The following is a 13,089-nucleotide window of genomic DNA, read 5'->3' as shown; positions in this document are numbered from 1 at the left end:
TGCTCCCGACCACACCGCTTCGATCTTCTTGCCCTTCCTCGTCGACGACACCGGCCGGACCCCGGTTCAGACCTTGAGTCCGGCGGTGAGGAGATCGACGAAGCCGACCTCCTCCTTGGCCACACCGAAGACCTCCGCGCGCAGCATGGTGCGCTCGGCCCAGGCCCGGTGGGGCTTCACTTCGTTCATCTTGTTCGTATAGGCCGACCGCATCACTCCACCACCACCGCGCTCGGGGCGCAGGATGTCCTGGGCGTCGCTGAACTCCTCGTGGGAGACCACCGACAGCGCGTGCACGGGCGTGACGTGCGCGGGATGGATGCAGGTCTTGCCGAGCAGGCCGTTCGCCCGGTCGAGTTCGATCTCGCGGAGCAGGCCGTCCAGGTCGTGCTCGATGAGCGCGGTGCGCAGCTCCTCGACGCCCTCCTCCAGGAAGGGGCTGCGGCGCAGCTGGGGCTTGAAGAGGCGCTGCTGGCTGCGGAAGTACTCCCAGACCGGGCCGGTGACGGTGAAACCGGTGCCGTCGGCCCGGCTCAGGACGTTGACCACGTCGGCGATCACGCCCGCGACGATCTGGACGTCGTAGGCCGTCATGTCGGGGGTGCGGCGCAGCCCGTACGCCGAGCAGAAGTCGGTCACGCCCAGCCGCAGGGCGAGCACCTGGTCGCGGTAGGCGTTGACCGTGCGCGAGATGCCCGCGAGGGCCTCCACCCGGGTTTCCAGGTGGAGCAGGTCGGGGGTCTCCAGGACGGGCATGGCGTAGAGGTGGCGCCCGCCTTCCTCCTGCGCCTGCCGCACGGCGTCGAGGAAGGCGGTTCCGCGACTCTCCGTGAATTTCGGCAGTACGAATCCGGCCAATCGGCGCGCCGACCGGCCGAGGCGCCGCACGAGATCGGATATCTGTTCGGGTTCGCGGATCCGGATGAAGAGCAGCGGGGGCTCCTCCGCGCTCGCGTCGATCTCGGCGAACTGCCGGATCAGGTTCTCCTCGGCCCCCGTCACATCGGCGTCGCTGATGGAATCCTCCAGGCAGAGGACCATGGAGACGACTCCGCGGTCCGCCTGCTTGGCCACGTCGGCCGCGAGGTGGGGTCGGGTGGCGGGGCTGTAGAGGGTGGCTCCCAGCGCCGCCGCGAGGGTACGGGCGGGCGAGTCGGCGGTGAACTCGACCGGCTCCTGATGGAAGAGGCCCTCACGGACAGTGGGCGATATGTGCCCGAAATGACGCATGTGCTTCCCCCGTACTGCCTCGGCGGCCCCAGTGGCATGGCCGGTAATAGTACGTACGAATGAGTTCCAAGAGTTCCTCAAGCACATGAAGTTCGGGTAACCCTCTTGCACCATGCACAGCTCGGCGACCACTCACAAGGGCCGGGCACGACACTCCAGGGGGCCCGCATTGTCCAGGCCCGCCCCGGGAGGGCAGGATGACCGGCATGACGCACGCGATGCAGAAGGGCTCCAACGTCCCGGTGACCGCCGCTGCGGTCCGGGCGGTGCTGCGCTGGACCGGTGGACCCGAGGTGCCGGACGTGGACGCCTCGGCGCTGCTCGTGGGGGCGGACGGCCGTGTGCGTTCCGATGAGGACTTCGTCTTCTACAACCAGCCCCGGCACCCCTCCGGCGCCGTCTGGCGGCTGGGCAAGAAGCGGGTCGGCGACGCGATCACCGACGCCGTCCAGATGGACCTGGTCTCAGTGCCCGCCTGGGTGGACCGGGTGCTGGTCGTCGTCTCGGCCGAGGACGTGCCCTTCCAGCGCGTCGGGGACCTGCGGATCCTGCTCTACGACGCCACGGTCAGCGGGGGCGCCGAGCCGCTCGCCTACTTCGACGTACGGCCCGAGACGGGTGCGGAGACGGCCCTGATGTGCGGGGAGGTCTACCGCCGGGGCGAGGGGTGGAAGTTCCGCGCCCTGGGCGAGGGGTATTCCAACGGCCTCGTCGGACTGGCCACCGATCACGGGATCTCGGTGGACGACGGCGCGGGGGAGCCGGAGGCCGCGCCGACGGGGCAGGCCGACCGGACCGCCGCGATGCGGCCGCAGACGCCCGCCACGGCGCCGACGGCGCCCCCGGTGGGGCCCACGCAGGCCCCGCCCGCCGCGCAGCCCGCCTACGGCTACCCGCAGCACGTGTCGCCGGCGCCGGTCGGCGACCCGTCCTTCCGGATGCCCGTCCAGGGACCGCAGTTCCTCCGCCGCTGAGCCCCGCACCGGCCGCAGGCCCCGTTCCGACCGGAGGCCCCATTCCGACCGGCGACCCCGTTCCGACCGGAGGCCCCGCGGCGGCCGCGGGCGTCGCGGGCGCCGCGGGCCTCGCGGCCGCCAGGGCCGCCGCCCTCACGCCTTGGTGGTCTTGTATCCCCGCCCCCACTGGAGCCCCCAGCCGTACAGCCGGTCCAGCTCGGCCTGGAAGCCGTAGACGAACTTGACCTCGCGCCGCACGACGAGCTCCCCCTTGACCTTCTCCAGCGAGACCACCGCGCAGGAACGTGCCTGCGGCTGTCGCTCGTCGAGGGAGATCTCGATCCGGGGCCCGGCGATCGGGTAGAGGGTGACCAGGGCGTGCGTCCGGTCGAAGGCCGGGGTCTGGTCGTAGATGTAGACGAAGACCAGGAGCCGCTTGATCTCGTCCGCGTGGTCGAGGTTGACGTAGAGGGTCTCCCCCGAGGCCGAACCGAACCGGTCGTCGCCGCTGAGCTTGACGTACGGCGGGTCGTTGATGTCGCCGAGCAGCTTGCCGAGCGGCTGTACGACCCCCCGGGTGCCGTCGGTCAGTTCGTACAGGCAGCCGAGGTCCAGGTCGACGTTGACCACGCCCTGGGTGTGCGCCTGCACCATGTCCGGTTTGAAGAGTTTGAACGGATGGCGCAGGCGCTGTCCGCCGGCGCCGGACGACCCTCCGAAGTCCGAGGTGCGCATCCGCCAGGACAGGTTGACGCGCAGGTTCCCGTGCACCGCCCCCTGCTTGGTGAGCGAGATCGTCGGGTGGCGTTTCGTCAGCTCTATCGCGTTCGACGAGGCGCTGCCCGACTGGAACTGCGACGCGCGAGCGCCCCTGAGACCGTCGAAGAAATCGGTGAAGCCCATGTCCATCCCCCTGGTCGGCCCGGTACGGGACGGGGCGGCCCGTGGGATCCGTGGACCCGTGAGCCGCCCCGCAGTTGAGCGTTCCGCATTACCGCCGTGATCATGCCTCGGCGGCGGACTCCTCCAGCTCCAGGCGCTTGTTGCGGCGCACCGAGGACCAGAAGGACCAGGCGATCAGCAGCACGCCGACGCTTCCGGTGACGATCTCGGGGATCTCGTGCTGGATGGTGACGAGCAGGATGACGGCGAGCGCGCCGATGGCGTAGTGCGCGCCGTGCTCCAGGTAGACGTAGTCGTCGAGGGTGCCCTGGCGGACCAGGTAGACCGTCAGCGAACGGACGTACATGGCACCGATGCCGAGGCCGAGGGCCATCAGCACGATGTCGTTGGTGATCGCGAAGGCGCCGATGACCCCGTCGAAGGAGAACGACGCGTCCAGGACCTCCAGGTAGAGGAACATGAAGAACGCGGCCTTGCCGGCCATGGCGACCGCCGAGACGCTCTTGCCGGTCCGCTTGGCCTCTTCCTCGGCCTCGTGCTCGGCTTCCTCCTCCTCTTCGAGCTTGTTCTCGAAGTAGCCGGAGAGACCACCGACGATCATGTAGGTGATCAGACCGGCGATGCCGGAGACCAGTACGGTCTGCGCCTTGTCGACCTCCAGGCCACCGTGCTGGTGGGCGTGGGCGGCGAAGGTGAACGACGTGATCAGCAGGGCGATCAGCGCGATGCAGGCGGACAGCATGTCGATCTTGCCGAGCTTGGCGAGCGGACGCTCGAGCCAGGCGAGCCACTTGATGTCCCGGTCCTCGAAGATGAAGTCGAGGAAGATCATCAGCAGGAACATGCCGCCGAAGGCCGCGATGGACGGGTGGGCGTCCGTCACGAGCTGCTGGTAGCGATCCTTGTCGGTCATCGCGAGATCGACGGCCTCGAAGGGACCGATGCTGGCGGTGAGCGCCACGATCACGACGGGGAAGACCAGGCGCATGCCGAACACGGCGATGAGGACGCCGATGGTGAGGAAGATCTTCTGCCAGAAGGCATTCATCTTCTTCAGGATGCCGGCGTTGACCACCGCGTTGTCGAAGGACAGCGAGATCTCCAGGATGGACAGGATCGCCACGATCCCGAACCCTTTCCACCCCCCGTAGAGAACCGCCGCGGCCAGGCCGAGCGCGGTAATCGCGAACGACCAGCCGAAGGTTTTCAGAACCACGGGCACCCCATCGTCTTGTACGGCTTTACGAAACGTTGACCCCGAAGTCTAGAGCGATGCCCCGCAGGCCCGACGCGTACCCCTGCCCCACCGCCCTGAACTTCCATTCGGCGCCGTAGCGGTAGACCTCTCCGAAGATCATCGCGGTCTCGCTGGACGCGTCTTCCGAAAGGTCGTAGCGCGCCAACTCCTGTCCGTCCGCCTGGTTCACGACGCGGATGAAGGCATTGGTGACCTGGCCGAACGACTGCCCGCGGGCATCGGCGTCATGGATCGAGACCGGGAAGACGATCTTGTCGCAGGTCGCCGGCACCTTGGTGAGGTCGATCAGCACCGACTCGTCGTCGCCCTCACCCTCACCGGTGAGGTTGTCCCCCGTGTGTTCGACGGAGCCCTCGGGGCTCTTCAGGTTGTTGTAGAAGACGAAGTACTCGTCACCGAGCACCCGGCCGCCCGCGCACAGCAGGGCGCTGGCGTCGAGGTCGAAGTCCGCGCCCGTGGTCGAGCGCGCGTCCCAGCCGAGGCCGACCAGCAGCCGGGTCAGGTTCGGTGCGGCCTTGGAGAGGGAGACATTGCCCCCCTTGGCGAGTGTGACGCCCATGATGTGGTCCTCCCCGGAGATGTGCCGGCGACGGTACGCCGATGAAGAACATCCGGCGCCGTACACGACTGTGCACGGCGCCGGACGGTGATCTGTTCTTGCCCCTCGGACCCGGACCCCCTCGGGCCCGGGCTCACGCTCGGCCTCGGACGTCTCAGACGTTGACGCCGAAGTCCTGCGCGATGCCGCGCAGGCCCGAGGCGTAGCCCTGGCCGATGGCGCGGAACTTCCACTCCGCGCCGTTGCGGTACAGCTCGCCGAAGACCATGGCGGTCTCGGTCGAGGCGTCCTCGGAGAGGTCGTAGCGGGCGAGCTCGGTGTTGTCGGCCTGGTTCACGACGCGGATGTACGCGTTGCGGACCTGGCCGAAGCTCTGCTGGCGGGCCTCGGCCTCGTAGATCGAGACCGGGAAGACGATCTTGTTCACGTCGGCCGGGACGCCGGCGAGGTTGACCTTGATGGCCTCGTCGTCGCCCTCGCCCTCACCGGTGGTGTTGTCACCGGTGTGCTCGACCGAACCGTCGGGGCTCTTCAGGTTGTTGAAGAACACGAAGTTGGCGTCGCTGGCGACCTTGCCCTGGTCGTTGGTCAGGATCGCGCTGGCGTCGAGGTCGAAGTCGACACCGGTGGTGGTGCGAGCGTCCCAGCCCAGACCGACGATGACCGCCGTCAGGTTCGGCGCGGCCTTGGTCAGCGAGACGTTGCCGCCCTTGCTGAGGCTGACTCCCACGGGTCCTCCATTGGTTTCGTGTGGGGCGGGGCCCCGTCGTGCGGTTGCTACCGGATCAACGCTTCGATCCTAGTGACGGGTTCCCGCCCGTACGGGGTTTTCGTACGGAAACGTGCGATAGCGGCTCAGATGCTGTCGAGCGCCTTGATGTACTCGTTCAGGTCACGCGCGTCGGGCAGCCCGTTGACGACGGTCCAGCGCACGATGCCGTCCTTGTCGATGATGAAGGTGCCGCGGACCGCGCAGCCCTTCTCCTCGTCGAAGACGCCGTAGGCGCGGGAGGTCTCGCCGTGCGGCCAGAAGTCCGACAGCAGCGGGTACTCCAGGCCCTCCTGCTCGCCGAAGACGCGCAGGGTCGGCGCGGAGTCGTTGGAGACCGCCAGCAGCTGTACGTCGTCGTTCTGGAACCGCGGCAGCTGGTCGCGCAGCTCGCACAGCTCACCCGTGCAGACGCCGGTGAAGGCGAAGGGGTAGAAGAGCAGGACCACGGCCTTCTCGCCGCGGAAATCCGCGAGCCGCACGGTGGCGCCGTGATTGTCCTTCAGTGCGAAGTCCGGGGCCTTGGTGCCGACCTCGATCGCCATCTCTCATATCCCTTCATTGAGCCGTTCGGGTGAGGCCCAGCCTAGGGCCTGTCGTCGAAGTCATGTCTGCCTCGCGGGCGACGACCCGACTTCGACGACAGGCCCTGGGCGAGGCCCCGACAGGACCGTATGCGCCCGGGGGTAGGAACAGCAGAAACCCCGCCGGCCGGGGCCGACGGGGTTCCTCCACTTCGTCTGGGCGCGTGGCTAGCGCTTGGACTTGGCGGCCTTGGGGGTGACCAGCTTGCTGGCGGCCCACTCCTTGCCGACGCTGACGCTCTTGGTCTGCGCCAGGCCCGCCGTCTGGGCGGCCTCGCTGATGTCGCTGGCCTCGACGTAACCGGGACGACCGGTCTTGGGGGTCAGCAGCAGGATCAGTGCGCCGTCCTCCACCAAGTTGATGGAGTCGACCAGCGTGTCCGTCAGATCGCCGTCTTCGTCCCGGAACCAGAGCAGCACCGCATCGGCGACGTCGTCGTACTCCTCGTCGACGAGATCACCCCCGATGTGGTCCTCGATGGCCTCACGGAATTCCTGATCGACGTCGTCGTCGTAGCCGATCTCCTGGACCACCTGTTCGGACTCGAAACCCAGCCTGGAAACCAGACTGGTCTCCGCGTGGTCCGCGGTCGCGCTCACGGGGTGCCTCCTGCTCATGTATCGGTGAATGTCTTCGGCGGCGCGCGTACGCGCAGCATTGGGCGTAGTCCACACGGACGCGGCGGATCGCGCAAGTACCCGGCAGCCGAGACCGTCGAAACGGTGACGATTGCGGCGGTCTCGCCGCAACTTTAAGCCTGCCCGCGCGAACCCCTCGTGATTCATCCCACACCATTGGGACGCATTCGGCACGCGATGGGGACTTTGGCACTTGTTTGAAGGACGAACGGCCTTACGAAGGCGCCGAACGACTTGGGCGTAAGGTTGCGATTTGGCCGGACCCGCTCCCCACCCCTTGAGTGTGGCCTGATATTCCAGCTGTTACCCAGCGGTACAGATGACGATTTCGGCCGAGCGGTAGACGATGGGAGCCGGCGCCCCAAGGCACGACTCCCCCGACAGCGAAGGAACAGCGTGGCTTCCGCATCCGATCGCAACCCGATCATCATTGGCGGCCTGCCGAGTCAGGTCCCGGACTTCGATCCGGAGGAGACTCAGGAGTGGCTCGACTCCCTCGACTCAGCGGTCGACGAGCGGGGCCGTGAGCGTGCCCGCTACCTGATGCTGCGGCTGATCGAGCGGGCCCGCGAGAAGCGCGTGGCCGTGCCCGAGATGCGCAGCACGGACTACGTGAACACCATCGCGACCAAGGACGAGCCCTTCTTCCCCGGCAACGAGGAGATCGAGCGCAAGGTCCTGAACGCGACCCGCTGGAACGCGGCCGTGATGGTCTCGCGCGCGCAGCGCCCGGGCATCGGGGTCGGCGGCCACATCGCGACCTTCGCCTCCTCCGCCTCCCTCTACGACGTGGGCTTCAACCACTTCTTCCGGGGCAAGGACGAGGGCGACGGCGGCGACCAGATCTTCTTCCAGGGCCACGCCTCCCCCGGCATCTACGCCCGCGCCTACCTCCTGGACCGGCTCTCCGAGCAGCAGCTCGACGCGTTCCGCCAGGAGAAGTCGAAGGCGCCGTACGGCCTTTCCAGCTACCCGCACCCGCGGCTGATGCCGGACTTCTGGGAGTTCCCCACCGTCTCGATGGGCCTCGGCCCGCTCGGCGCGATCTACCAGGCCCGGATGAACCGGTACATGGAGGCGCGCGGGATCGCGGACACCTCCAAGTCCCACGTTTGGGCGTATCTCGGTGACGGCGAGATGGACGAGCCGGAGTCGCTCGGCCAGCTGTCCATCGCCGCCCGCGAGAACCTCGACAACCTGACCTTCGTCGTCAACTGCAACCTCCAGCGCCTCGACGGCCCGGTCCGCGGCAACGGCAAGATCATGCAGGAGCTGGAGTCGCAGTTCCGCGGCGCCGGCTGGAACGTCATCAAGCTGATCTGGGACCGCTCCTGGGACCCGCTGCTGGCCCAGGACCGCGACGGCATCCTGGTCAACAAGATGAACACCACCCCCGACGGGCAGTTCCAGACGTACGCCACCGAGTCGGGCGCGTACATCCGTGATCACTTCTTCGGCGGCGACCACCGGCTGCGCGCGATGGTCGAGAACATGTCCGACCAGCAGATCCAGCACCTGGGCCGCGGCGGACACGACCACAAGAAGGTCTACGCGGCCTACGCGGCGGCCAAGGCGCACAAGGGCCAGCCGACCGTGATCCTGGCCCAGACGGTCAAGGGCTGGACGCTGGGCCCGAACTTCGAGGGCCGCAACGCGACCCACCAGATGAAGAAGCTGACGGTCGACGACCTCAAGCGCTTCCGCGACCGGCTGCACATCCCGATCACGGACCAGCAGCTCGAAGGCGGCGCCCCGCCGTACTACCACCCGGGCCGCAACTCCCCCGAGATCCAGTACATGCACGACCGGCGCAGCGCGCTCGGCGGCTACGTACCGACCCGCGTGGTGCGGGCCAAGCCGCTCCAGCTGCCGGACGACAAGACGTACGCGGCCGCCAAGAAGGGCTCGGGACAGCAGTCGATCGCCACCACCATGGCCTTCGTCCGCATCCTGAAGGACCTGATGCGGGACAAGGAGATCGGCAAGCGGTTCGTGCTGATCGCGCCCGACGAGTACCGCACCTTCGGCATGGACGCGTTCTTCCCGAGCGCCAAGATCTACAACCCGTTGGGCCAGCAGTACGAGGCGGTCGACCGCGACCTGCTGCTCGCCTACAAGGAGTCCCCGACCGGCCAGATGCTGCACGACGGCATCTCGGAGGCCGGCTGCACGGCCTCGCTGATCGCCGCGGGTTCGGCGTACGCGACGCACGGCGAGCCGCTGATCCCGGTCTACGTCTTCTACTCGATGTTCGGTTTCCAGCGCACGGGTGACCAGTTCTGGCAGATGGCCGACCAGCTCGCGCGCGGTTTCGTGCTCGGCGCGACCGCCGGCCGGACCACCCTGACGGGTGAGGGCCTCCAGCACGCCGACGGTCACTCCCAGCTGCTGGCCTCGACCAACCCGGGCTGCGTCGCCTACGACCCGGCCTACGGGTACGAGATCGCGCACATCGTCAAGGACGGCCTGCGCCGGATGTACGGCCCGGCCGCCGAGGACGTCTTCTACTACATGACCGTCTACAACGAGCCGATCCAGCACCCGGCCGAGCCGGCGGACGTCGACGTGGACGGCATCCTCAAGGGCATCCACCGGATCTCCCGCGGCACCCAGGGCAGCGTCCCGGCGCAGCTCATGGCCTCGGGCGTGGCGGTGCCGTGGGCGCTGGAGGCGCAGCGGATCCTGGCCGCCGAGTGGAACGTCCGGGCGGACGTCTGGTCGGCGACCTCCTGGAACGAGCTGCGCCGCGACGCGGTCGAGGTGGAGACGCACAACCTGCTCCACCCGGAGGAGGACCAGCGCGTCCCGTACGTGACGCGCAAGCTGGCCGGCGCCGAGGGGCCGTTCGTGGCCGTCTCGGACTGGATGCGGGCGGTCCCGGACCAGATCGCGCGCTGGATGCCCGGTGCGTACACCTCGCTGGGCGCGGACGGCTTCGGCTTCGCGGACACGCGCGGCGCGGCCCGTCGCTTCTTCCACATCGACGCCCAGTCGGTGGTGCTGGCGACGCTGACCGAGCTGGCCAAGGCCGGGCAGGTCGACCGCTCGGTGCTCAAGCAGGCCATCGACCGCTACCAGCTGCTGGACGTCACGGCGGCCGACCCGGGCGCGGCGGGCGGGGACGCCTAGCCGTCACGAGTGCGTTGCCCGGCGGGGCGCCGAGGACCCAACAGGTGGCTGGTCCCCGGCGCCCCGCCGTCGTTCCCTACGATGCCCCGCATGAAGGAACAGCCCGCGCAGCTCCGCTGGGAGCGCCGCACCCAGCTCCCCCTGCTCGTGTGCGCGGTGGCCTTCGGCGTCGCGTACGCCGTTCCGATCATCGTTCCCGACGCGGAGCGCTCCGTGCACGAGGCGTGCCTGCTGACGGAGTGGGTGGTGTGGAGCGTGTTCGCGGGGGACTACGCGGTGCGGCTGGGTCTGGCGGCGGACCGCCGGTTGTTCGTCCGCACGCACTGGCTGGACCTGGCGGCGGTGCTGCTGCCGATGATCCAGCCGCTGCGGCTGTTGCGGTTGGTGTCGACGCTGCTGCTGGTGGGGCGGCGGGCCCGGATGGCCCCGCAGGTGCGGCTGACCACCTATGTGGCGGGGGCGGTGGTGGGGCTGCTGATGTTCGGCTCGCTGGCCGTGCTGAGCGTGGAGCGCGACGCCCCGCGCGGCAACATCCGCAACCTCCAGGACGCGGTGTGGTGGTCCTTCACCACGATGACCACCGTGGGCTACGGGGACCACTCCCCCACGACGGGTCTGGGGCGGCTGGTCGCGGTGGGCCTGATGCTGTCGGGGATCGCGCTGCTGGGTGTGGTGACCGCGAACATCGCGGCCTGGTTCATCTCCCGGTTCGAGCGCGACGACCAGGCGGAGCGGCTGCAGGCGGCCGCCCTCTTCGAACTGACCGCGGAGGTACGGGCCCTGCGCGCCGAGGTCGCCCGGCTGGGCGGGGCGACCCCGGGCGCGGGGGCCGACGTACCGGCTCCGCACCCGGAGCCCGCGGCGGCTATCGCTCCCACACCTTGAACGCCCTCACCTGGTAGGGGGACTGGGGCAGCCAGGTGCCGTCGCCGGGGTAGGTCTGGAACTCGCCGGTCTCGATGCACTCGGCCGACTGGTAGGTGGTCACCGGCCGTCCGGTGCGGTTGGCGAGGGCCTGCGCGCTCTTGCCCGGCGGCAGCGAGACGCAGTCGTTGGTCGTCAGGTCGGTCAGTTCGTGGATCTGCTTGGTGCCCTTGAAGTCCGGCTTGGCCCAGAAGCAGAGCTGCCCGGTGGCGCAGGCCCCGAGCGGCGGCGGCCCGGCGGCGTGGGCGGCGGAGGCCGCGCCGGGGAGCAGGATGGTGGCGGCCAGGAAGACGGTGGCGAGCACGGTGGAACTCGTACGCATGACGGGTCAACTCCTTGTGGTCACAAGGCACTCCTACGGGTGGCCCGGTGGGCCGAGAGGTCCGTTGCGAGTGCTGCTGACACCACGCTGACCTGCGACGACGGTCGGGCGGAAGACCCATCGGGCCGGTCCACCCGGATAGGCGACAGCCCCGCCGGACGGGTCCGGCGGGGCTGCGCGGGCCGCGGAGTTGACGCCTCCGTAGCGGGTCAGACGTGCGCCGCGCCCGCGCCCGCGGCCGCGTTCTCCCCGCGCCGGGTGAAGCCCGCGACCACGGCGGCGACCACGGCGACGCAGCCGGCGACGACGAAGGCGGTGCTCATGCCTGACACGAAGGTGTCATGGGCCACCGAGGTGATGGCCCGCGCGAGGGCCTCGGGGGCCCCTTCGGGGACCGGCGCCACGCCCACGGTGACGGCGCTCGCGGCCTGCTCGGACTGTTCGGGGGTGAGCGGCGGCAGGTGCGCCGCGGTCCAGTTCCCGGCGAAGGAGGAGGAGACCTCGTTGGCCATGACCGCTCCGAGCACGGCGGTGCCGAGGCTGCCGCCGACCTGCATGGCGGCCTGCTGGAGCCCGCCGGCGACACCGGAGATCTCGAGCGGGGCGTTGCCGACGATGACCTCGGTGGCGCCGACCATGACGGGGGCGAGGCCCAGGCCCATGAGGCCGAACCAGACGGACATCGTGACGGTGCCGGTGTCCGGGGTGAGCCGGGACATTCCGAAGCAGGCCACGGCGGTGACGACCATGCCCGCGACCAGCGGGAGGCGCGGGCCGATCTTGGTGATCACGAGGCCCGCGAGCGGCGAGCCGACGATCATCATGCCGGTGAGCGGCAGCAGGTGCAGGCCGCTGTCGACGGGGCTCATGCCGTGCACGTTCTGCAGGTAGAAGGTGACGAAGAAGAGCCCGCCCATGAAGGCGAAGGCCATCAGGACCATGAGCACGGTGCCCGCGGAGAGCGGCAGCGAGCGGAACATGCCGAGCGGGACCAGCGGCTCGGCGACCCTGTTCTCCCAGAGGGCGAAGAGCGCGAAGCAGATGACGGACCCGGCGAGGAAGAGCAGGGTCCTGCTGTCGCCCCAGCCCCACCCGGAGGCCTTGATCAGGGACCAGATCAACGAGAACATCGCCGCGGACAGCAGCAGGATGCCCACGATGTCGAAGGACCGGGGGGCGTTCTCGGCGCGGTGGTCGAGCAGGATGAACAGGCCGAACCCGAGGGCGACGATGCCGACGGGCACGTTGATGAAGAAGACGGACTGCCAGTTGACGTGCTCGACGAGCAGCCCGCCGACTATGGGACCGGCGGCGGTCGAGGCGCCGATGACCATGCTCCAGATGCCGATGGCCATGTTGAGCTTCTCGGCGGGGAAGGTGGCGCGCAGCAGGCCGAGCGCGGCGGGCATCAGCAGGGCGCCGAAGACGCCTTGCACGACGCGGAAGCCGATGACCAGCTCGACGCTGGAGGAGAGGCCGATCGCGGCGGAGGACGCGGCGAATCCGGCGATGCCTATGAGGAAGGTCTGGCGGTGGCCGAAGCGGTCGCCGAGCTTGCCCGCGGTGATCAGGGAGACCGCGAGGGCCAATAGGTAGCCGTTGGTGATCCACTGCACCTCGGCGAGGGTGGCGTGGAGGTCATCGGTGATGGCGGGGTTGGCGACCGCGACGATCGTGCCGTCGAGGGTGACCATCACGACGCCGATCGCGACGGCGAAGAGGGTCAGCCAGGGGTGGCCGCGCAGACCTGAAACCCTTCCCGCCGCGGTGTCCTGGTCGGGCACCTGCTTGTCGAGACTGATCTGACGAGTCATGA

At 69.0% G+C, this 13,089-nt stretch carries 12 protein-coding genes; 3 read left to right on the top strand and 9 right to left on the bottom strand.

Going from position 1 to position 13,089, the window contains the following annotated elements; translation table 11 throughout:
- Positions 1 to 66: 66 nt before the first annotated feature.
- Positions 67 to 1,230, bottom strand: coding sequence for an HpcH/HpaI aldolase/citrate lyase family protein (locus ACIQWR_RS06900; protein WP_399266052.1), 1,164 nt, complete (start codon positions 1,228 to 1,230; stop codon positions 67 to 69).
- A 206-nt stretch (positions 1,231 to 1,436) separates the two neighbouring features.
- Between ACIQWR_RS06900 and ACIQWR_RS06895 the strand changes: the two genes are divergently transcribed.
- Positions 1,437 to 2,204: a TerD family protein gene (locus ACIQWR_RS06895; RefSeq protein ID WP_404005783.1), complete on the top strand. Its 768-nt coding sequence runs from the start codon at positions 1,437 to 1,439 to the stop codon at positions 2,202 to 2,204.
- Positions 2,205 to 2,339: 135 nt separating this feature from the next.
- On the opposite strand, the gene ACIQWR_RS06890 is transcribed toward ACIQWR_RS06895, so the two are convergent.
- From ACIQWR_RS06890 to ACIQWR_RS06865, 6 genes are all read right to left on the bottom strand, one after another.
- Entirely contained in the window at positions 2,340 to 3,089 is a 750-nt protein-coding gene (locus tag ACIQWR_RS06890; protein ID WP_404005600.1) for a Tellurium resistance, read from the bottom strand.
- A gap of 100 nt (positions 3,090 to 3,189) precedes the next feature.
- Positions 3,190 to 4,305 (bottom strand): DUF475 domain-containing protein, encoded by a 1,116-nt coding sequence (locus ACIQWR_RS06885; protein ID WP_404005599.1) that lies wholly within the window; start codon positions 4,303 to 4,305, stop codon positions 3,190 to 3,192.
- 25 nt (positions 4,306 to 4,330) lie between these two features.
- A complete protein-coding gene (locus ACIQWR_RS06880) occupies positions 4,331 to 4,906 on the bottom strand; it encodes a TerD family protein (protein WP_404005598.1) in 576 nt (191 codons plus the stop codon).
- A 154-nt stretch (positions 4,907 to 5,060) separates the two neighbouring features.
- Positions 5,061 to 5,636, bottom strand: coding sequence for a TerD family protein (locus tag ACIQWR_RS06875; RefSeq protein ID WP_330330217.1), 576 nt, complete (start codon positions 5,634 to 5,636; stop codon positions 5,061 to 5,063).
- Between the two features lie 125 nt (positions 5,637 to 5,761).
- Positions 5,762 to 6,220, bottom strand: coding sequence for a peroxiredoxin (locus ACIQWR_RS06870; RefSeq protein ID WP_404005597.1), 459 nt, complete (start codon positions 6,218 to 6,220; stop codon positions 5,762 to 5,764).
- 207 nt (positions 6,221 to 6,427) lie between these two features.
- Positions 6,428 to 6,859 carry a DUF3052 domain-containing protein gene (locus ACIQWR_RS06865; protein WP_351044148.1) on the bottom strand — a complete coding sequence of 144 codons (432 nt, stop codon included), beginning with the start codon at positions 6,857 to 6,859 and terminating at the stop codon, positions 6,428 to 6,430.
- Positions 6,860 to 7,294: 435 nt separating this feature from the next.
- Between ACIQWR_RS06865 and aceE the strand changes: the two genes are divergently transcribed.
- Positions 7,295 to 10,027, top strand: coding sequence for a pyruvate dehydrogenase (acetyl-transferring), homodimeric type (gene aceE / locus ACIQWR_RS06860; RefSeq protein WP_404005595.1), 2,733 nt, complete (start codon positions 7,295 to 7,297; stop codon positions 10,025 to 10,027).
- Positions 10,028 to 10,117: 90 nt separating this feature from the next.
- The gene (locus ACIQWR_RS06855) at positions 10,118 to 10,912 is read left to right on the top strand and encodes a potassium channel family protein (RefSeq protein ID WP_404005594.1); all 795 of its coding nucleotides are present in this window, start codon (positions 10,118 to 10,120) and stop codon (positions 10,910 to 10,912) included.
- Here ACIQWR_RS06855 and ACIQWR_RS06850 read toward each other — a convergent pair.
- Both ACIQWR_RS06850 and ACIQWR_RS06845 read right to left on the bottom strand, forming a co-directional pair.
- The gene (locus ACIQWR_RS06850) at positions 10,893 to 11,273 is read right to left on the bottom strand and encodes a peptidase inhibitor family I36 protein (RefSeq protein ID WP_404005592.1); all 381 of its coding nucleotides are present in this window, start codon (positions 11,271 to 11,273) and stop codon (positions 10,893 to 10,895) included. The two genes, ACIQWR_RS06855 and ACIQWR_RS06850, sit on opposite strands and share 20 nt — an antisense overlap.
- Before the next feature lie 209 nt (positions 11,274 to 11,482).
- On the bottom strand, positions 11,483 to 13,087 hold the full coding sequence (locus ACIQWR_RS06845) for an MFS transporter (RefSeq protein ID WP_404005590.1): 1,605 nt from the start codon (positions 13,085 to 13,087) through the stop codon (positions 11,483 to 11,485).
- Between the last annotated feature and the right edge of the window lie 2 nt (positions 13,088 to 13,089).

The organism is Streptomyces sp. NPDC098789 (assembly GCF_044759975.1).
In the GTDB taxonomy this organism is placed as follows: domain Bacteria; phylum Actinomycetota; class Actinomycetes; order Streptomycetales; family Streptomycetaceae; genus Streptomyces.
Note: the sequence above shows the minus strand (reverse complement) of the source record. Positions and strands in the feature narration are given on the sequence as shown.

What these genes read in the sequence shown, in the direction of transcription:
- ACIQWR_RS06895 (WP_404005783.1), top strand. Translation starts at nt 1,437, where the DNA reads ATGACGCACGCGATGCAGAAGGGCTCCAACGTCCCGGTGACCGCCGCT.
- ACIQWR_RS06890 (WP_404005600.1), bottom strand. Translation starts at nt 3,089, where the DNA reads ATGGGCTTCACCGATTTCTTCGACGGTCTCAGGGGCGCTCGCGCGTCG.
- ACIQWR_RS06845 (WP_404005590.1), bottom strand. Translation starts at nt 13,087, where the DNA reads ATGACTCGTCAGATCAGTCTCGACAAGCAGGTGCCCGACCAGGACACC.
- ACIQWR_RS06850 (WP_404005592.1), bottom strand. Translation starts at nt 11,273, where the DNA reads ATGCGTACGAGTTCCACCGTGCTCGCCACCGTCTTCCTGGCCGCCACC.
- ACIQWR_RS06900 (WP_399266052.1), bottom strand. Translation starts at nt 1,230, where the DNA reads ATGCGTCATTTCGGGCACATATCGCCCACTGTCCGTGAGGGCCTCTTC.
- ACIQWR_RS06870 (WP_404005597.1), bottom strand. Translation starts at nt 6,220, where the DNA reads ATGGCGATCGAGGTCGGCACCAAGGCCCCGGACTTCGCACTGAAGGAC.
- ACIQWR_RS06855 (WP_404005594.1), top strand. Translation starts at nt 10,118, where the DNA reads ATGAAGGAACAGCCCGCGCAGCTCCGCTGGGAGCGCCGCACCCAGCTC.
- ACIQWR_RS06880 (WP_404005598.1), bottom strand. Translation starts at nt 4,906, where the DNA reads ATGGGCGTCACACTCGCCAAGGGGGGCAATGTCTCCCTCTCCAAGGCC.